Source organism: Paraliobacillus quinghaiensis, assembly GCF_003426025.1.
Classification (GTDB): Bacteria; Bacillota; Bacilli; order Bacillales; family Amphibacillaceae; genus Paraliobacillus_A; species Paraliobacillus_A quinghaiensis.
Window position 1 is genome coordinate 40866 of record NZ_QJSH01000017.1, and the last position, 18575, is coordinate 59440.

Annotated in this window: 21 protein-coding genes; 15 read left to right on the forward strand and 6 right to left on the reverse strand. The window is 36.4% G+C overall.

Annotation, left to right across the window (positions count from 1 at the left end):
* Positions 1-11: 11 nt before the first annotated feature.
* The 4 genes from deoB to deoC are packed head-to-tail and all read left to right on the forward strand — an operon-like array spanning position 12 to position 3163.
* Positions 12-1196 carry a phosphopentomutase gene (gene deoB / locus D2K40_RS11685; protein WP_117156140.1) on the forward strand — a complete coding sequence of 395 codons (1185 nt, stop codon included), beginning with the start codon at positions 12-14 and terminating at the stop codon, positions 1194-1196.
* A gap of 12 nt (positions 1197-1208) precedes the next feature.
* Positions 1209-2042: a purine-nucleoside phosphorylase gene (locus tag D2K40_RS11690; protein WP_117156142.1), complete on the forward strand. Its 834-nt coding sequence runs from the start codon at positions 1209-1211 to the stop codon at positions 2040-2042.
* 30 nt (positions 2043-2072) lie between these two features.
* On the forward strand, positions 2073-2477 hold the full coding sequence (locus D2K40_RS11695; RefSeq protein ID WP_117156144.1) for a cytidine deaminase: 405 nt from the start codon (positions 2073-2075) through the stop codon (positions 2475-2477).
* 14 nt (positions 2478-2491) lie between these two features.
* Positions 2492-3163: a deoxyribose-phosphate aldolase gene (gene deoC, locus D2K40_RS11700; protein WP_117156146.1), complete on the forward strand. Its 672-nt coding sequence runs from the start codon at positions 2492-2494 to the stop codon at positions 3161-3163.
* Positions 3164-3392: 229 nt separating this feature from the next.
* On the opposite strand, the gene D2K40_RS11705 is transcribed toward deoC, so the two are convergent.
* A complete protein-coding gene (locus D2K40_RS11705) occupies positions 3393-3845 on the reverse strand; it encodes a DUF2188 domain-containing protein (RefSeq protein WP_117156148.1) in 453 nt (150 codons plus the stop codon).
* A 292-nt stretch (positions 3846-4137) separates the two neighbouring features.
* On the opposite strand from D2K40_RS11705, the gene desA reads away from it, so the two are divergent.
* The 7 genes from desA to D2K40_RS11740 all read left to right on the forward strand — a co-directional run bounded on the left by desA (position 4138) and on the right by D2K40_RS11740 (position 11332).
* The gene (gene desA, locus D2K40_RS11710; protein WP_117156150.1) at positions 4138-5160 is read left to right on the forward strand and encodes a Delta(5) desaturase DesA; all 1023 of its coding nucleotides are present in this window, start codon (positions 4138-4140) and stop codon (positions 5158-5160) included.
* A 112-nt stretch (positions 5161-5272) separates the two neighbouring features.
* Positions 5273-6394 (forward strand): sensor histidine kinase, encoded by a 1122-nt coding sequence (locus D2K40_RS11715; RefSeq protein ID WP_117156152.1) that lies wholly within the window; start codon positions 5273-5275, stop codon positions 6392-6394.
* A 12-nt stretch (positions 6395-6406) separates the two neighbouring features.
* Positions 6407-7006 carry a response regulator transcription factor gene (locus tag D2K40_RS11720; RefSeq protein WP_117156154.1) on the forward strand — a complete coding sequence of 200 codons (600 nt, stop codon included), beginning with the start codon at positions 6407-6409 and terminating at the stop codon, positions 7004-7006.
* 624 nt (positions 7007-7630) lie between these two features.
* A complete protein-coding gene (gene mvk, locus D2K40_RS11725) occupies positions 7631-8575 on the forward strand; it encodes a mevalonate kinase (protein WP_117156156.1) in 945 nt (314 codons plus the stop codon).
* A 38-nt stretch (positions 8576-8613) separates the two neighbouring features.
* A complete protein-coding gene (mvaD, locus tag D2K40_RS11730; protein ID WP_117156158.1) occupies positions 8614-9600 on the forward strand; it encodes a diphosphomevalonate decarboxylase in 987 nt (328 codons plus the stop codon).
* Positions 9601-9628: 28 nt separating this feature from the next.
* Entirely contained in the window at positions 9629-10732 is a 1104-nt protein-coding gene (locus tag D2K40_RS11735) for a phosphomevalonate kinase (RefSeq protein ID WP_117156160.1), read from the forward strand.
* Between the two features lie 69 nt (positions 10733-10801).
* Entirely contained in the window at positions 10802-11332 is a 531-nt protein-coding gene (locus D2K40_RS11740; protein WP_117156162.1) for a hypothetical protein, read from the forward strand.
* 153 nt (positions 11333-11485) lie between these two features.
* On the opposite strand, the gene D2K40_RS11745 is transcribed toward D2K40_RS11740, so the two are convergent.
* Together D2K40_RS11745 and D2K40_RS11750 are read right to left on the reverse strand one after the other, a co-directional pair.
* The gene (locus tag D2K40_RS11745; RefSeq protein ID WP_117156164.1) at positions 11486-11893 is read right to left on the reverse strand and encodes a potassium channel family protein; all 408 of its coding nucleotides are present in this window, start codon (positions 11891-11893) and stop codon (positions 11486-11488) included.
* A 51-nt stretch (positions 11894-11944) separates the two neighbouring features.
* The gene (locus D2K40_RS11750; protein ID WP_117156166.1) at positions 11945-13315 is read right to left on the reverse strand and encodes an aldehyde dehydrogenase; all 1371 of its coding nucleotides are present in this window, start codon (positions 13313-13315) and stop codon (positions 11945-11947) included.
* Between the two features lie 255 nt (positions 13316-13570).
* Between D2K40_RS11750 and D2K40_RS11755 the strand changes: the two genes are divergently transcribed.
* The 3 genes from D2K40_RS11755 to D2K40_RS11765 all read left to right on the forward strand — a co-directional run bounded on the left by D2K40_RS11755 (position 13571) and on the right by D2K40_RS11765 (position 15915).
* Positions 13571-14548: a ring-cleaving dioxygenase gene (locus tag D2K40_RS11755; protein WP_117156182.1), complete on the forward strand. Its 978-nt coding sequence runs from the start codon at positions 13571-13573 to the stop codon at positions 14546-14548.
* Between the two features lie 133 nt (positions 14549-14681).
* Positions 14682-15203 carry a sigma-70 family RNA polymerase sigma factor gene (locus D2K40_RS11760; RefSeq protein WP_162879203.1) on the forward strand — a complete coding sequence of 174 codons (522 nt, stop codon included), beginning with the start codon at positions 14682-14684 and terminating at the stop codon, positions 15201-15203.
* Positions 15196-15915 (forward strand): hypothetical protein, encoded by a 720-nt coding sequence (locus D2K40_RS11765; RefSeq protein WP_117156170.1) that lies wholly within the window; start codon positions 15196-15198, stop codon positions 15913-15915. The genes D2K40_RS11760 and D2K40_RS11765 overlap by 8 nt, the downstream gene beginning before the upstream one ends.
* Positions 15916-15957: 42 nt before the next feature.
* On the opposite strand, the gene D2K40_RS11770 is transcribed toward D2K40_RS11765, so the two are convergent.
* Positions 15958-16581 carry a YczE/YyaS/YitT family protein gene (locus D2K40_RS11770; RefSeq protein ID WP_117156172.1) on the reverse strand — a complete coding sequence of 208 codons (624 nt, stop codon included), beginning with the start codon at positions 16579-16581 and terminating at the stop codon, positions 15958-15960.
* Between the two features lie 19 nt (positions 16582-16600).
* On the reverse strand, positions 16601-17032 hold the full coding sequence (locus D2K40_RS11775) for a GNAT family N-acetyltransferase (protein WP_117156174.1): 432 nt from the start codon (positions 17030-17032) through the stop codon (positions 16601-16603).
* A gap of 223 nt (positions 17033-17255) precedes the next feature.
* On the opposite strand from D2K40_RS11775, the gene D2K40_RS11780 reads away from it, so the two are divergent.
* A complete protein-coding gene (locus tag D2K40_RS11780; protein ID WP_117156176.1) occupies positions 17256-17816 on the forward strand; it encodes an AAA family ATPase in 561 nt (186 codons plus the stop codon).
* A 118-nt stretch (positions 17817-17934) separates the two neighbouring features.
* Here the strand turns inward: D2K40_RS11780 and D2K40_RS11785 are convergent, their stop codons facing one another.
* Positions 17935-18567, reverse strand: a complete 633-nt coding sequence (locus D2K40_RS11785; RefSeq protein WP_117156178.1) for an NAD(P)H-dependent oxidoreductase — start codon at positions 18565-18567, stop codon at positions 17935-17937.
* Between the last annotated feature and the right edge of the window lie 8 nt (positions 18568-18575).

Consider the following 18575-nt stretch of genomic DNA (forward strand, 5'->3'; position numbering starts at 1 on the left):
GATGATGAACTGTGAGTGTACCATTTAAACGTGTATTTCTAGTTGTGTTGGATTCTGTAGGAATTGGTGAAGCTCCGGATGCCTCAGAATTTGGTGATGAAGGTTCGGATACGCTAGGGCATATTGCTGCACACATGGGCGGGCTAAATATGCCAGCAATGGGTAAATTGGGCTTGAGTAATATTCGTGAAATTCAAGGAATTGAGAAGGCAGAAAAACCACTTGCTTATTATACAAAAATGCAAGAAGCCTCTAATGGGAAAGATACGATGACTGGTCATTGGGAAATCATGGGGCTGCACATTGATCAACCTTTCCAAACATTTCCTGATGGTTTTCCAGATGATTTATTAAAAGAGATTGAAGAGAAGACTGGACGCAAGATTATTGGAAATAAACCAGCTTCTGGAACTGAAATTATGCAAGAATTAGGACAAGAGCATATGGAAACAGGCGCTTTAATTGTGTATACTTCAGCTGATTCTGTCTTGCAAATAGCGGCTCATGAAGATATTATTCCAATTGAAGAGCAATATGAAATTTGTGAAATCGCACGAAGCCTAACAAAGAATGAAAAATACATGGTAGGACGTGTTATTGCACGCCCGTTTGTTGGAGAGCCTGGAGCTTTTGAACGTACTTCTAATCGTCACGATTATGCGCTAAAACCTTTTGGGCGTACAGTTATGAATGAGTTAAAAGACAATGGGAATGACGTTGTCGCACTAGGTAAGATCGCGGATATTTATGATGGTGAAGGTGTAACGGAGTCTATTCGAACAGATGATAATGACGATGGTATGGAGAAATTCATCCAGTCAATGGATAAAGATTTCCACGGGTTGAATTTCTTGAATTTAGTTGATTTTGATGCGAAATATGGGCATAGACGTGATCCACAAGGTTATGGTGTTGCCTTAGAAACTTTCGATAAACGCTTGCCAGAAGTATTGCAAAAACTAAAAGAAGATGATTTACTAATACTCACAGCCGATCACGGAAATGACCCAGTACATCATGGAACTGATCATACACGAGAATTTGTACCGCTTCTTGTGCATCATAAAGGAATAGAAACAGGTAAAGAATTGGCAATACGCAAGACATTCGCAGATATTGGTGCAACTATCGCAGATAATTTTGGAACGAAAATGCCTGATTATGGGCAAAGCTTTTTACAAGACCTGAAAAAATAAGGAGGAGTGTATATGCAAATCAACCAAATCAATGAGGCAACTTCCTTTATTAAGGATAAAATTTCTGACCTTCCTAAAGTAGGACTTATTCTAGGATCGGGTTTAGGGATGCTTGCTGATGAAATCGAAAATCCAGTAAAAATTAAGTATGACGAGATTCCGGGTTTTCCAACTTCTACAGTAGAAGGACATGCAGGGCAACTAGTTAGTGGACAATTAAAAGGGTTACCTGTACTTGCAATGCAAGGAAGATTTCACTTTTATGAAGGGTACGGCTTAGATGCTGTTACATTCCCTGTTCGTGTAATGAAAGCTTTAGGTGTAGAAAAATTAGTCGTTACGAATGCAGCTGGAGGAGTGAATCCTAATCTAGTTCCAGGTGACTTAATGTTAATTACAGATCATATAAATAATACAAGTCAAAATCCATTAATGGGTCCAAACGATTCTGATCTTGGCGTTCGCTTTCCAGACATGTCAACAGCTTATGATCGTGACTTGCAAAATGTTGCCCGTAGTGCAGCAAGTGAGTTAGATATGAACTTAAAAGAAGGTGTTTATGTTTGGAACACTGGACCAAGTTATGAAACACCAGCTGAGATAAAAATGTTGCAAACTGTAGGTGGGGATGCAGTTGGTATGTCAACAGTACCGGAAGTTATTGTAGCACGTCATGCTGGTATAGACTGTTTAGGAATTTCATGTATCTCAAATATGGCTGCTGGAATTCTAGACCAACCACTATCTCATGATGAAGTAATTGAAACGACAGAAAATGTAAGACAGACATTTCTCGACTTTGTAAAAGAAGTATTACTACGTATTTCTAATGGTGAAGGGCGTTAATTTTATTCCTATTTCTAAGGAGGATCTCTGATGACAGTGGAACAAATGATTGATGAAGCGATAAAAGCAAGAGAAATGGCATATACTCCTTATTCCGAATTTAAAGTTGGTGCAGCTTTACGTACTAAGGATGGAGAAGTATACCACGGTTGCAATATTGAGAATGCAGCTTACTCCATGTGTAATTGCGCAGAGCGTACAGCATTATTCCATGCCTATGCTTCAGGTAAGCGGGTATATGATTTAATGGTTGTTGTTGCAGACACAGAGCGTCCTGTATCTCCATGTGGTGCTTGTAGACAAGTGTTATCGGAGTTATGTGAACCAGATATGAAGGTAATCCTAACAAACTTACAAAAAGAAGTACAAGAAACTACTGTTGGAGCATTGTTACCGGGCGCCTTTCAATCAGACGATTTAACAAAAACAAAGTAATGGAGGGAAACTAAATGGTAAATCAAATAGCAAATAAGATCGACCATACAGCATTAAAAGCTGATACAACTAGCGATCAAATCAAAACACTGTGTGAAGAAGCAAAAACACATGGCTTCTTCTCAGTTTGTGTTAACCCAACATGGGTAAAAGAAGCAGCAAAGTTATTAGCTGGTTCTGATGTAGCTGTTTGTACAGTAATTGGCTTTCCATTGGGTGCATCTACTTCAGCTGTAAAAGCTCTGGAAACAAAAGATGCGATTGAAAATGGAGCTACTGAGGTTGATATGGTTATCAATGTTGGTGAATTGAAAGATGGCAATGTTGATGCTGTGAAATCTGATATAGCAGCAGTTGTTAATGCAGCAAAAGGACATGCACTTGTTAAAGTAATTATTGAAACAAGCTTATTAACAGATGCTGAAAAAGAAACAGCATGTAAGCTTGCTGTTGAAGCTGGCACAGATTATGTTAAAACATCAACAGGATTTTCTACAGGTGGAGCAACAGTTGAAGATATCCAGTTAATGCGTAAGACAGTAGGGCCCGATATAGGAGTGAAAGCTTCTGGTGGCGTACGTGATCAACAAACTGCAGAAGCAATGATTGAAGCAGGTGCAACAAGAATTGGTGCTAGTGCAAGTGTAGCAATCACAAAGGGCGAGACTTCAACAAGTGATTATTAATAAAGTTTGCTAAACAGCAAAAGTGAAAAAGGATCTACCTTTGTATTTTAAGGTAGATCCTTTTTCGCGCAAATATATCGGTCGTCACGCAAATATATCGGTCGTCACGCAAATATATCGGTCGTCACGCAAATATATCGGTCGTCACGCAAATATATCGGTCGTCACGCAAATATATCGGTCGTCACGCAAATATATCAAGTAGGATCTACTCAATGGGATGACCTAATTAAGAATAATCACGTTGCTCTTGTATCTCGCCATTTTGCTTATGAATAACCACGCCAGTACCTTTATTTTTCGCAATTTCCTTTGCCCGGTCAACTGCTTCTTCTTTCGTATCAAATATATTTGAGGCTTTTTTTGCATCTTGTGTTTTAACTGCCCATCCACCTTCGTGTACCACAACATGTTCTCGCTTCTTTATCAATTCGGGTCGACTATTTACATCGCCCTCACCTCTGGCACGAAGTTCCTCATTACTGATTTGATGAACTCGATTAACTTCATCTTCAGTAGCGTTGTCATACCATTCTTTAGCCTGCGTCGTTGCGATAGGTATCGCACGCTCTTCTTCATATCCTTCATCGACCATCGCATTAGCAATATCAATTGCCTTATTTCGAATAGCTGGATCTAAGTTTTTTAATGATCTAGGAAAATCTTTTTTATCCCAAGGCATTTCAATTCCTCCTTTGTTAAGTTTATTACCTGGATCACAAAAAGCTAAACGCTCAATAGTTGTTTATCAGAAATGGAAGCAGTCAATAATAAAAAACAACATGCTATACAAAGTCTAATGTGATTATTGTTTATAAGCTTAATTAGCTGTAATCCTTTAATGGATAAAGTACCACATCAAGTGTATTACATGACATTTGTCATACCATACACTTGATGTTTGTATCTGTTAGGGGAGTTGTTTTCCTTCTATAATAGAAGAAGAAAAAGCTTTATCTGCTAAGGAGGATATTATGAGTAAACAAAAGCAAAAACAACTTAGAAAAAATGTCGCCCCTTATGAAAAGGCGGATCAAAAATCGAGTATTAAGCAAATTTTAAATACAATTATCCCGTTTCTAATATTATGGTTTCTTGCTTATCAAAGCTTGAGTATTTCTATTTGGTTATCGTTTGCTGTAAGTGTTTTAGCAGCGGGGTTTGTAGTCAGGACGTTCATCATATTCCATGATTGTGCCCATCAATCTTTTTTCAAAAATAAGAAGGCAAATAGGGTCCTTGGAACTGTTACGGGTGTTATCACTCATTTTGCGTTTGAAAAATGGAAAAGAAGTCATTCCATCCATCACGCGACAAGTGGTAATTTAGATAAACGTGGTATTGGTGATGTTTGGGTAATGACTGTAGAGGAATACGTACATGCATCACTTTGGAAACGGATAGCTTATCGACTATACCGTAATCCATTAGTTATGTTTGGGTTTGGGCCATTGTATCTATTCCTTGTCTCAAATCGTTTTAACCGAAAAGGTGCCAAACGTAAAGAACGATGGAATACGTATATTATTAATTTATCTATTATATTAATCTATGCTGGTTTAATTAGTATAATTGGATGGCAGGCGTTTTTACTTGTTCAAGTTCCAATATTGTTTGTGTCTGGAGCACTTGGAATTTGGTTGTTTTATGTCCAACACCAATTTGAAGATTCCTATTTTGAAAATGAATCAGAATGGGATTATGTAAAGGCTGCTGTAGATGGTAGTTCATATTACAAGCTTCCTGCTTTATTACAATGGTTGACTGGTAATATTGGTTTCCACCATGTACACCATTTAAGTCCACGAGTTCCAAATTATCATTTAGAAAAAGCACACACATCAACACCACCATTACAAAAGGCAACAACAATTACTCTGAAATCTAGCTTACAATCGATTCGCTTTCGTTTATATGATGAAAGAAACCGCATGTTTGTTAGTTTTAAACAAGTAAGTATGTTATTGCGTATAAAAAAGACGTTAAAGAGTTTGTAAGCTTCATAATCTACACCTTCCAAAAAAATGGAGGGTGTTTTCGTTATTGTCTTACTCTTATCATTTTTTTGATATACTAATAAAAAAGTGCTACATAAAAAAGGGGTTCACTATGCAAAACTGGTATCAAATTTTCCCTAGGAACACAGGTTTAAGTATTTATGCCTGGATTATCTTCTGTATCTTACCATTCTATTTCATTTTACGATCTTCTAACTTATATGAGGTTATATTTGGCATTCTTATGCTAATTTTATTTTTTGTCTCTTATCGCTTATCTTTTTTATCGAAGGGCTGGCTCGTTTATTTATCTGTTTTAATGGAGACCACGATTAGTGTTGTAATGATTTTATATTTTGTTTACGTCTATTTTTCATTGTTTCTTGCTTTCTTTATAGGAAATATTCGAGATCATGTGAGATTTTGGACATTATACGGTATTCACATATTCACTACAGTTCTAGCTGTAACGATTGGCTTTTTTACAAAAACAGAGATGTTCTTTACGCAACTTCCATTTATTGTTATTAGTGTACTTGGTGTTATTTTGCTTCCGATTAGTATGCATAATCGAAACAAACGAGAAAGATTAGAAGGTGAACTAGAGGATGCGAACAAAAAGATTTCTCAATTAATTGTACTGGAGGAACGACAACGAATTGCACGTGACTTACATGATACACTAGGTCAAAAACTATCATTAATAGGCTTAAAAACAGACTTAGCAGGGAAGTTAATTGATAAAGATCCTGAAGCGGCTAAAAATGAAATGACTGACGTTAGACAAACAGCTAGTACCGCATTGAAAGAAGTACGTGAAATGGTTACCGACATGCGTGGCATTAGATTAGTTGATGAAATAAATCGGGTAAAAGAAATAGTAGATGCAGCAGAGATGAATTTTCAATTAACTGGCACTGCAAAGTTGAAAGATACACCATTGCTTGTTGAAAGTGTTCTTAGTATGTGTTTGAAAGAAGCGGTCACAAATGTAATCAAGCATAGTCAAGCAACTAATTGTGAGGTAGTAATTCAGCAAACTACTAATGAAGTGAAGATTCAGGTGAAGGACAATGGTGTAGGAATAGATATAACAGATAACCAAAATCAAGGTACAGGTTTGCAAGGAATGAAGGAAAGACTAGATTTTGTGAATGGTAGTCTTGATGTTATAAAAGAAAAGGGAACAATACTAATTATTCGCGTACCTACGGTTATTCAAGAAACTATTTAGGGAGGGTTCAAAATGATACGTATTGTATTAGCTGAAGATCAAGGGATGCTACTTGGTGCCCTAGGTGCTTTACTTGATCTAGAGGAAGATATGGAGGTTGTTGGTAAGGCAAGGGATGGGGAAGAAGCTTTAGCACTAGTAAAAAAAGAACAACCGGATGTATGTGTAATGGATATTGAAATGCCAGTTATGACAGGGTTGGATGTAGCTGAATCCCTAAAAGAGAGTACGTGTAAGGTAATTATTTTAACGACCTTTGCGCGGTCGGGTTATTTTGAACGGGCACGAAATGCTAAAGTAAGCGGCTATTTGCTAAAGGATAGTCCAAGTGAAGATTTAGCAAATGCAATTCGAAAAATTATTGATGGTCAACGTATATATGCACCTGAATTAATTGATATGGCTTTTGGGGAAACCAATCCTTTGACAGATCGGGAAGAACAGGTCATTCGTTTAATGGCAGAGGGAAGGAATACGAAACAAATCGCAAGTCAACTTTTCATTACAAATGGTACAGTTCGCAATTATATATCAGTTATTTTAGCAAAATTGGAAGTTACTAATCGAATTGAAGCGATTGAAAAGTTTAAAGAAAAAGGGTGGTATAAGTAGTCTTTTTATGTTTTCCAGTCTTGTGCTGCTGCAGAAAACACTCACTGTGCTTGTCTTCAGGTTGTAGCTTTCCCACAGGTCAAGGAAAGCTATGGAAGCATTTTTCTACAACAATCCCTCCTTTATCAGGTATGAACGTAAAAAAGGTTACATAATTTATAATTTTTTTGAAAAAAGGACAACTAAACGTTTTGGTATACTTATATTGCTAATCGTTTTTAACTGAATTATAATAAAATTCTAGTTTCAAAAGGTTAGCCCTTTTGTACGGATTTACTCTAATTATGCATTTTTATTAAATAAACAATTTTAAGTATAATGTCGAAAAAATACATGAATTCCTTTGCCTCTAGGGCCTGATTTGCTATACTAATACATGGTTTACGCATACAGAAGTTTAGAAGACTGTTTTACAATTTTCATTTCAAATAGATGTTTAGATAATAGAGCGAAGTTACACTTTGGCTGTCGCTTAGGAATTATTTATGGTGTACAATTTAGGATGTGTTCTATACACACCATTGTTGAGTAGTAATTTGGCAGGTTTTATAATCGAGATAAAAAAACTATTATATTTTCATGCCCCAAAAATTTGGCGTGTAGCTTAAAAGGAGAGGCATCATTATGTTAGAACTACCACAAAAAACAGCAATAGGTAGTGCACATAGCAAATTAATTTTAGTCGGAGAGCATGCAGTAGTGTATGGTGAACCTGCTATTGCATTACCTTTTCCCGAAATACAAGTAAAAGCAATGATTGACCCAGTTCATGGGCCAATTCGTATTGATAGCAGTTTTTACACAGGCCCTTTGAGTAGCATGCCTGAAAAATTACAAGGCATTGCTGTTTGTATTAAGAAAACATGTAAAAAAATAGATCATGATGCATCAGGTTTCAGAATCCAAATTACTTCAACCATTCCAATTGGGCGTGGTCTAGGATCAAGTGCCGCAATTGCGATTGCAATTGTGCGAAGTTTATATGCTTATTTTGAAGAGGAATTGGAAAGAGACGATTTAATGGAACTTGTTGATATTGCAGAGACACATGCACATGGCAGTCCAAGCGGCATTGATATGGCAGCAGCGAGTAGTGAAGTGCCAATTTGGTTTGAAAAGGATAAAGAAATAGATTACGTTCAAATAAGTGCGCCACTTCATTTAGTGGTAGCTGATACCGGCCGTATTGGTGATACACATGCAGCGGTAGCAAGTATTAAGGAAAAGTATAAAGTCGAATACACTGAAACAAAGCAATCTATAACTCATTTAGGAGAGCTGACAGGTCATGCACGAGAAGCACTTCAGAAAGGTGATCATTCATTATTAGGATCTATAATGAACCGAGCACAAGACGAGTTAGTTAAACTAGGAGTGAGCGATGAAAGTATTGATCGTTTAACTAAAGTCGCACAGAAGTCAGGCGCCCTCGGTGCAAAGTTAACTGGAGGAGGACGTGGAGGCTGTATTATTGCGTTAGCGAAAAGTATAAAACATGCAAAAGAAATAGCGGATGCATTACTTGTTGGTGGAGCTGATCAGACTTGGTACTTTACTGTAGGTGAGTAATTGTTTATCCCTAAAAAGCAATAAAAAGGAGTTTATATATGAAAGCTACAGCAAAGGCACATACAAATATTGCATTAATTAAATATTGGGGAAAACGCGACGAACAACTTTTTTTACCAACGAATAGCAGTCTTTCTGTAACATTAGATAAGTTCTATACAGAAACTTCAGTTCACTTTTCTCCAGATTTTCATGCTGATCGTTTTATTTTGAATGATCAACAAGCTGATCCGAAAGAAATGGAAAAAATCACTACATTTCTTGATCGAATTCGAAACTTATCAGGAAAATCACTTTATGCAACGATTGATTCAAAAAATTACGTACCGACAGCAGCAGGTTTTGCCTCTTCTGCATCGGGATTTGCTGCTCTGGCCGCTGCTGCAACGAAAGCAATCGGACTTGATGTGGATTATAGACAATTGTCACAAATTGCGCGACAAGGATCTGGTTCAGCTAGTCGATCAATTTATGGGGGCTACGTAGAATGGCAAAAAGGGGAGAAAGCAGATGGGTCTGACTGTTATGCACTTCCTATAATCTCAGAACAAGATTGGGATATCCGTGTTTTGTCTGTTGAAGTCACTACAAAGGCTAAAAAAGTACTAAGCAGAGAAGGTATGAAAAGAACGGTTGAAACTTCACCCTTTTATTCTGGATGGCTAGAAGCAGTTGAAAAGGATCTTATCACCGCGAGAGATGCTATAAAGGAAAAGGATTTTGAAAAGCTAGGGCATGTTGTGGAAGCAAATGCACTGAAGATGCACGCAACTACATTAGGAGCAAATCCACCGTTTATGTACTGGCAAAGTGCTACTGTTGAAGTAATGCAAGAAGTCGAAGAATTACGAGCGGCAGGCATTGAAGCTTATTTCACGATAGATGCTGGTCCAAATGTGAAGGTGTTGTGCCAACCCAAAGATGAACATGCGGTTCGTGATAAATTAAGCTTATTGACAGTAGTGCGAGAGATTCACCATTGTCGTCCAGGTCCAGGGATTACGTATTTACCAATAGAAAAGTAGTGAATTTTTATAGGAAGAGGGGCTCACCATGCAAAATACAACATTTGATGTAAAAGTACCAGGAAAATTAATGATTGCCGGAGAATATGCCGTAACAGAGCCCAATCAAGCCTCGATTGTTGTTGCAGTTGATCGTTATATTAGTGCTAAGATTACTGTAAGTGATCGAAATAAGCTTACTCTTCCACAACTAGAATTGAATGATGTTACCTGGGATATCACATCAGGCATGGTGGACTTTCAGGAATATGATAATCGTCTTCGATTTATTAAAAATACCTTTCAGGTCGTTTACAACTATCTACATGAACAGAATATGGATATAATCCCATTTCATTTAGCTGTTACAAGTGAGTTAGATGATCCGTCTGGAAGAAAATATGGACTTGGCTCAAGTGCGGCTATTGTTGTTGCAGTAGTCACAGCAATGTTGAAGTTACATGAATCGGAAAAGGAAATATCTAATCCTGAAAAAATATTTAAGTTAGCCGCAATAGCACATTTTAAGACACAAGGAAATGGTTCTTGTGCAGATATTGCAGCATCAACTTTTGGTGGATGGTTACACTACACTGCTTTTCAAGCGGACTGGTTAATCGAAAAAATACATAAAGAGAGTAGTATTTCTGATTTGTTAACTGTGGATTGGCCAATGTTGTCAATTTCTTCAATTACACCTCCAAAGAACCTAGCGTTTTATGTTGGTTGGACAGGTGAGGCAGCATCTACTGCACCAATGGTAACGAAAATCCAGCAGTTTCGTAAAAAGAATCCAACCGTTTATCGTGCTTTTTTAGAAGAAAGCAATCGTGCTGTTGCTTTAATTGTGAAAGGTTTTAATCAAGATAACGCAACATATGTGTTGCAAGGAATAAAGCAAAATCGTCATGTGCTTTGCCACATTAGCGAGCAAGCCGATACTATAATTGAAACAGATCAATTACGTAAGCTAGCTAACATTGCAGAGGAATACGGAAGTGGCAAATCATCCGGAGCTGGTGGTGGTGATTGTGGTATTGCTTTTGTTAGTGATCGGTCACAAGTAAAACAGTTAAAAGCGGACTGGTTGGAAGCCGAAATAAAACCTCTAAATTTACAAGCTTCAGATCAGGGGGCTTTCGTTAGTTTCTGATATGTGTAATCTTTTAAAGAATAGGGAAAAGATAAGTGGAATTAAATTTATCCGAGAGGGTGATTACTAGTGAGGAAATTTCTATATTTACTCTTTATCATAACAATTGGTGCATTTTTCATTGTGGCTTGTTCACCAGCTGAAGATTCTGATGTAACAACTGATCCAGATGAACAAACAAATGAAGAAGCAAATAATGATTCATCTACAGATCAAACGGAAGATGACAACTCAAACAATAATGATTCTGATGAGAATACAGAAGGCAGTGGGGACAATGAAGATTCTGAAAATACCAATGAGACCGATGAATCAGATGAATCCAGTGACTCTGACGAGAACCAAAACTCGGAAAATGAATCAAATACGGATAAAAAGGAAGAAATAACGGAAGAAGATGCAGTAACGATCGTTCGTGAAAAACTTGATATCAGTGTACAATCTGAGACAATTGTAGAAGTTGACCATCGTGATGATCTTGGTGATTATGTTGTACATGTTTATGATATAGTTGAGACAGAAGAAGCTTCTCATACGGCAACCATTGGTTGGTATATAGTTGATGCAGAGGATGGAACAGTAGAAAATATGATGGAATAACGAATTAAAAGGAGACGATTTAATCTATCGTCTCCTTTTAAATTTAGTTATTTTTTTGTCATATACGCATCGCTCCATGCGACGCAGGTGAATTTTCAACCTGCTCCTCCAATCCCTTTCCGTAGGTAAAAAAAGAATAGCATATTTTTTATGCTATTTTTCTTTTCCTTGCTTGGATTGATCTAGTGCTTTGATAAAATAAGCGGTTGGTAATAGGACACCGATTGCAGCTTCAAATAAAGAAAAAAACCGGGCCGGTCCAACCGGGATGAGGTCCCCATACCCAATTGATAAAATGGTAACACCACTGAAGTATAAAAGATTTCCAAAACTATGATTTGCTGGTTGTTTTTTTGTAATAGTTTCGACCAAAATAACTTCTTGTAAAGATAAGGCGTAGTACAAGACTGCGAAACTAATTGTAATTCCAGTTAAAACAAAAAACAATTTTAGAAATAATGCTGTACTAAAATAACTCTTTTTGTACGTTTTATTAGTGAAAAAGTAGTATAGATTAATCAATATAAAGATAAGTGCAGCTCCTACCAAAAAATTTGCCATTTGCTTTCACCTCTATAGATATATCACCGAAATGGAAAGAGGTTAAACACATTACTTTAGTAGGCGACGTACCCATTTTAATCCGTTTTTTGTATTTGGATAGCGAATTGGTATATCAAATCGAGTCGTTTGTTTTAATACACTCTTATGATGAGAAAAAGTATCAAAGCTACTCTTTCCATGATAAGATCCCATACCACTATTGCCAACACCGCCAAACGGGAGATATGGAGATGCTAGGTGGTAAATCGTATCATTAATACAGCCGCCGCCAAAAGATATTTCAGCTAATATCTTGTCTTGTACTGCTTTATTTTCTGTAAATAAATAAAGGGCAAGTGGTTTAGGTATGTTCGTTATTTCATCAATCATGTCTGGTAATTCATCAAAAGTTAATACAGGTAATATAGGTCCAAATATTTCATCGGCCATGATTGGATCGTCCCACTTAATGTCTGTTAAGACCGTTGGTTCAATTGCTTTTTTATTTGGATCGGTTTTACCACCAAACCGAAGTTTTCCATTGTCTAAAAATGCAGTTAAACGATTAAAATGTTTTTCGTTAACGATATGGGTGTATGCTGTGTTGTTAAGTGGTTCCTTACCATATAACTCTTTGATTGCTTGTTCAAAAGCCTTAAGAAAAGGCTCTTTTATGCTTTCATGCAAGTAAAGATAATCTGGTGCTACGCATGTTTGTCCTGCATTAATAAATTTCCCCCATGCAATCCGCTTAGCGGAAAGCTTAATGTCTGCATCTTCATGCACAATTGCTGGGCTTTTCCCACCTAATTCTAAGGTAACAGGTGTTAGATGTTTGGCTGCTTGTTCCATAACGATTTTTCCAACAGGAACACTTCCTGTGAAAAAGATGTAATCAAATGTTTTTTCTAGAAGTGATTGACTTGTTTCAACCCCGCCTTCAACCACACTTAAAAAGTCAGGATTAAATGTTTCTTGCACCATATGTCGGATTAGTTCTGATGTATGTGGTGTTAGCTCCGAGGGTTTGATAATGGCACAATTACCAGCAGCAATAGCACCGATTAGAGGTGCAAGTGCTAATTGAAATGGATAATTCCATGGTGCAATGATTAAAGCTACGCCATAAGGTTCAGGGTGAATAAAGCTTTTTGATCCTATATGTGTAAGTGGCGTTTTGACACGTTTTGGCTTCATCCACTTGCGCAAATGTTTCTTAACATATTCAATCTCTGTATAAAGGATTCCGACCTCTGTCATAAAAGATTCAAACTCGGATTTGTGTAGGTCCTTCTGTAAAGCTTCAATTATTCTTGGCTCATTTTTTTTGATTGCATCATTTAATTTTTCTAATGCATCTAACCGATGTTGAATTGATCTTGTCTTTCCTTGCTTATAATAATTCTTTTGCTTTTCAAATAAGGTGTTGATTGATTCCATTCGTAACATCTCCTCCATACCTATTATAACGTATTGTGTAATCATACAAAGAATAAATGCATAAAACTTTGGTCATATTCCATGCTTTAAGATTATTATTTCATTATTAATAAATATAGTAGATTCCAGCAATTCAAACAGATTAATTGACTTCATTTTATTGCGCATGCTATATTTATCTCGAATTAAAGATAAATTAACTGGATAATATAATAAATTAAGATGAATATATAAGTTGAGGAGGAATTGCTAATGATTACAAGCTTAAAAGGATTGCATCATGTTACAGCAATTACAAGCAGTGCAGAAAAGAATTATGAATTTTTCACATATGTTTTAGGTATGCGATTGGTCAAAAAAACGGTGAATCAAGATGACATTCAAACCTATCATTTATTCTTTGCAGACGATAAAGGAAGTCCAGGAACAGATATGACTTTTTTTGATTTTCCAGGGATTCCAAAAGGGTCACACGGTACGAATGAGATTTTTAAAACTGGATTTAGAGTACCGAATGATGCAGCAATTGAATATTGGGCGAAACGGTTTGACCGATTAGGTGTAAAACATAGTGGAATTAAAGAACAATTCGGGAAAAAGACACTTTCGTTTGTTGACTTTGACGATCAACAATACCAACTTGTGTCCGATCAGAACAATAAAGGAGTGGAATCTGGAACACCATGGCAAGATGGACCAATCCCATTAGAGTATGCAATAACTGGGTTAGGACCGATATTTGTTCGTATCGCACAATTTGACTACTTTAAAGAGGTATTGGAGAAGGCGATGTTGTTTACAGAAATTGATCAAGAGGGTTCTTATCACTTATTTGAGGTCGGTGAAGGTGGAAATGGTGCACAAGTTGTTGTGGAACATAATGCAGTATTACCTCAAGCGCAACAAGGATATGGTACAGTACACCATGCAGCATTCCGTGTAGAAGATCGTTCTGTATTAGAAGAATGGATCGAGCGGATGCCAAAGTTTGGTTTCCAAACATCTGGATACGTAAATCGTCATTTCTTTGAATCTTTATATGCACGAGTAGCACCACAAATTTTATTTGAGTTTGCAACAGATGGTCCTGGCTTTATGGGTGATGAGCCTTATGAAACATTAGGGGAAAAGTTATCACTACCGCCATTTCTAGAACCAAAACGAAATGAAATTGAAAAAAGTGTTCGATCAATTGATACAGTCAGAAGTACGATTGAGTTCAAAAAAGAATAGACGTTTTAAAATCTCGCTACTACTTATATGTAGCGGGATTTTTTTAGTATGAAAATAAATAGAAAAAATATATAATTGACTAATTATAAAAACCAAACACGAGCCTATCTCGTCTAATAAGTGAGGTGAAATGATGAAGGGCTTTTTTAGAATTGCAGGTATGAATTATGAAGATGTAATCACTGAATATGGAACAGGTATTAAGCAGGTTGCCTATTCTTATGTTAAGGATAAGCAGATAGCAGAGGATATAACGCAAGAAACGTTCATTAGATGTTTGACAAAAGGAAACAAGTTCAAAAGAGAAGCTTCATTAAGAACATGGCTATATCAGATAGCAATTAACTTATCTAAGGATCATTTGAGAAATGTATACAACAAACGGGTTACGACAAATAATGAACTTGTCCAATCAATAGAAAATAAAACCCCTTCAGCTGAAAGTATAGCCCTTACTAATTCCGATAAAAGAGACATAACTGACTACATATTAGCATTACCAGAAAAATATCGGGAAATTATTATACTATTCTATTTTAAAGAGTTTAAGACAATTGAAATAGCCAAAGTTTTAAACATATCAGAAAATACAGTAAAAACTCGTTTACGTCGTTCAAGAGAATTACTAAAAGAAGGGATGGACAAGAATGAGTGATAAAAATTTTATTAATATAAAACAAGAATTAGAACAGTCTAGTCATTTCAATGAATTAACATATACAGAGAAAAGCAAAAAAGGCATCTTAAGAAAGGTATATATGCGAGAGGTGATTAGTAGAATATTTGTATTTTTTATTTCTGTATTTTCTATCTTCCTATTCTTAACAAATGATAATTGGTTAGGTTTTCTCTATATAAATACATTTGTGTTTTTTGTTATTTTAATTCTGGTGGTTGGATGTGCAATTTGGCTTGGAATTCGTTTAGATTATTGGATGGATCGGCTTCGATTCCAAGTTTGGATTCAGGTGTTTTTCAGTTGTTTGATCATTCTATTTTTAACCTATCAACTTTTTACACCCTATTTCTATTCGGATCAGTATCTAAAACAGATTGGAGTTGAAAAGATCGAGTCGTATTATCAACTATCGGATAAGAAACTAAGTCAAGAAGAGCGTGAACAGATTGCTGAAAACTCCTTAAGTAAAGGGCTCGCTTTCTCGGTAATTTTACTTGAACACTATCCAATGGGGGAGTTAAAACGACTAGAGGTTGTTGATAGTAGACGTAACTACTACTTGTATTACTTGACAGTAGAAGTTGAAAAGCAAATTGATTCTCGTATTGAGAAAAGTATTTATCGTTTTGAATTTAACAAAGAAGATGGTGAATTTAAAATAGATGGTTCCGTCAGCTTGAATGAATAATAAACAAACGATCTGAAGCTTCATACTATCGGCTTCAGATCGTTATTTAAATTGTTCTACTTGGTGTATTTTCTTTCGTTCAAATTTGGCTACAAAGGGCATAAAATAGTTGATTACGAGGCCAGACAATAACGCATAAATCAATGTTCCAATACCAATAGCTCCACTGAAAATAAATGCGAAAATAACAAGCACTATACTCAATAGTCCTCGTGAAACAAATATGTTTAATCCAGTTAATTTGCGGATTACGAGCATTGAACGATCCATTGGATTTGGTGCAAAGTCAGCTTGCAGGTTAACAGCAATCCCAAGACTACTAACAATCATTCCAGTTAATAGAACAATCATTTGCATGAAAAATACCTCAGGATTTATCAGGTCGTTTAATAGTAATAACCAAAAATCAATACATGCCCCCGTGATAAAGGAAGTAATTAGCGCAAAATACTCAGGTCTACGTTTCTCAGCTAGTGCATTGGATAGCACCATGATTGAACCTAAGACAATTTCCCAACTACCAACAGTGAACCCGAATGTCCGGTGTAAGCCAACAAGGAGCGCATCAAAAGGACTCGCGCCTAGCAGGGATTGAATGGTTAAGGCAATTCCAAGAGTCATTATAAAAATTCCTAATGTATAAAAGATAAAACGTTGCAATACCATCAAAAACCTCCCTTAACTGCTACTCTAAGTTCTTCTCCATCACAATGTGCGGTATACCGTCTTCGATAAATACATCTGAAACTGTTTGATAGTTTAATGATTGGTAGAATCCTTCTGCATGCGTTTGACCATGTAAAAAAACAGCTAAAGCATTTTTATCGCGTGCTATAGCCTCCAGGTTTTTAACAATTAGTTTACCAAGACCTTTTTTACGAAAAGATAAACTCACACAAATTCTTTCTAACTTTCCTTTGCCATCTACAATACGAATTCGTCCAGTCGCAGCAGGTTGGTTATCTATTTCTATTAAAATATGTTTTGTATTTGGATCCTGATCATGTTTATCGAATTCATCACTTAGCGGAACCTCTTGTTCTTCAACAAAAACTTCCTTACGAATCTGACAAACCTTCTCCCATTGGAGTTTATTTGTTACTTGAGTTACTTGCATTTCAATCCCTCCATAACAGTGCATTCCTTTATCTTAGGGGATTCAGTGTTTAATTTCAAGACATAAACTTTCAACTGTCGTATGAGGAAAAAGAGATGGCTGCCTGTATATATGATAAAAATTAATTAAGATGTTCAGTTTGTCTTAAAGAAAATTGTACATAAAAAAGTATTGAAATATTTAACAATAAGTATTAAGCTAACAAAAATAGGGGGGAGCTAATATGAAATTTATTTTACTATTCGGTCCGCAAGCTGTTGGGAAAATGACAATTGGACATGAGTTAGAAACGTTAACAGATCTAAAACTTTTTCACAACCACATGACAATTGAGTTGGTTAAGCCATTTTTTGATTTTGGTACACCTTCGTTTCATCGTCTCGTAAAATTATTTCGTAATGAAATCTTTAAGGAAGTTGCTAATAGTGATTTATCTGGAATGATTTTCACTTATGTATGGGCATTTGATCAACAGGAAGATTGGGATTTTGTAGAAAGTGTTTGTGCTACCTTTAAAGAAAAAGGAGCGGAAATATATTTTGTTGAGTTAGAAGCTACCCCTGAAGAGCGGCTAAAAAGAAATGTCACGCCACATCGCCTAGAACATAAGGCAACGAAGCGGAATGTTGCGCAATCTGAGAAGAATTTACGTGAGACGATGGAGCAATATCGTTTAAACTCGTATGAGGGCGAAATAACACAGCAGAATTATATCCGAATCGATAATACAAAACTAACAGCAGAAGAAGTAGCAATCAAGATTAAAAATGAGTTTAATTTATAGATAGGCCAATTTCTGCCGAACAATCATATTTAAATTAAAAACTTCCCTTTAAGTTTAGCTGTAAAGGGAAGCACGTTTTTGACTAAGGTTATATTTAAGAATTTAATGGGGGAGGCAATTAAAACGTAAATGCTTTATCTTTTGCTTGAGCTATAGCAGCTTCTTTAATTTCTTCTTTTCTGTCTGGAATCTGGTCGTGTCCTTCAACAAACAATCCCTCAATATCGGTAATTCCAAAGAAATTGAGTAGTGTTTTAATATAACGATGCCCCATCTCTTTATCAGAAGCGGGTCCGTGTGAATAAACCCCACCACTTGCTTGGATATGGAGTGCCTTTTTATCTGGTAATAAACCAATTGGCCCTTCTTCTGTATGTTTAAATGTCTTGCCTGCTACTGCGACAGAATCGAGGTATGCTTTCATAATTGGTGGAATAGAAAAGTTCCATAATGGAGTAACGAAAACGTACTTATCAGCTGCAATGAATTGGTTACATAATGCATCGAGTCGTCCGACTTTCTTTTTTTCCTCATCTGAAAGAGCAGCAAAATCACTGCCGCTTTGTAATTTCCCCCATCCCTTGAAAACATCAGGATCAATTTGTGGGATGTAAGCATTATACAAATCGATTGTGCGCCCGGCATGAGTTATAACTAGGTGGTGAAAGTCCACCACAGACTTGGCAGTAGGAACTGTTAGTGAAAGGCAAGGGTGTCTATCGTGAGATAGAATCTGAAGGAAGCCGGACACAAAATCCC

Bases quoted from the DNA above. Each gene is read 5' to 3' on its own strand.
- D2K40_RS11690 (WP_117156142.1), top strand. From the start codon at position 1,209: ATGCAAATCAACCAAATCAATGAGGCAACTTCCTTTATTAAGGATAAA.
- D2K40_RS11760 (WP_162879203.1), top strand. From the start codon at position 14,682: ATGAAGGGCTTTTTTAGAATTGCAGGTATGAATTATGAAGATGTAATC.
- D2K40_RS11780 (WP_117156176.1), top strand. From the start codon at position 17,256: ATGAAATTTATTTTACTATTCGGTCCGCAAGCTGTTGGGAAAATGACA.
- D2K40_RS11720 (WP_117156154.1), top strand. From the start codon at position 6,407: ATGATACGTATTGTATTAGCTGAAGATCAAGGGATGCTACTTGGTGCC.
- D2K40_RS11745 (WP_117156164.1), bottom strand. From the start codon at position 11,893: ATGGCAAATTTTTTGGTAGGAGCTGCACTTATCTTTATATTGATTAAT.
- D2K40_RS11705 (WP_117156148.1), bottom strand. From the start codon at position 3,845: ATGCCTTGGGATAAAAAAGATTTTCCTAGATCATTAAAAAACTTAGAT.
- D2K40_RS11770 (WP_117156172.1), bottom strand. From the start codon at position 16,581: ATGGTATTGCAACGTTTTATCTTTTATACATTAGGAATTTTTATAATG.
- deoC (WP_117156146.1), top strand. From the start codon at position 2,492: ATGGTAAATCAAATAGCAAATAAGATCGACCATACAGCATTAAAAGCT.
- D2K40_RS11775 (WP_117156174.1), bottom strand. From the start codon at position 17,032: ATGCAAGTAACTCAAGTAACAAATAAACTCCAATGGGAGAAGGTTTGT.
- mvk (WP_117156156.1), top strand. From the start codon at position 7,631: ATGTTAGAACTACCACAAAAAACAGCAATAGGTAGTGCACATAGCAAA.
- mvaD (WP_117156158.1), top strand. From the start codon at position 8,614: ATGAAAGCTACAGCAAAGGCACATACAAATATTGCATTAATTAAATAT.
- D2K40_RS11715 (WP_117156152.1), top strand. From the start codon at position 5,273: ATGCAAAACTGGTATCAAATTTTCCCTAGGAACACAGGTTTAAGTATT.
- D2K40_RS11735 (WP_117156160.1), top strand. From the start codon at position 9,629: ATGCAAAATACAACATTTGATGTAAAAGTACCAGGAAAATTAATGATT.
- desA (WP_117156150.1), top strand. From the start codon at position 4,138: ATGAGTAAACAAAAGCAAAAACAACTTAGAAAAAATGTCGCCCCTTAT.
- D2K40_RS11765 (WP_117156170.1), top strand. From the start codon at position 15,196: ATGAGTGATAAAAATTTTATTAATATAAAACAAGAATTAGAACAGTCT.
- D2K40_RS11750 (WP_117156166.1), bottom strand. From the start codon at position 13,315: ATGGAATCAATCAACACCTTATTTGAAAAGCAAAAGAATTATTATAAG.
- D2K40_RS11695 (WP_117156144.1), top strand. From the start codon at position 2,073: ATGACAGTGGAACAAATGATTGATGAAGCGATAAAAGCAAGAGAAATG.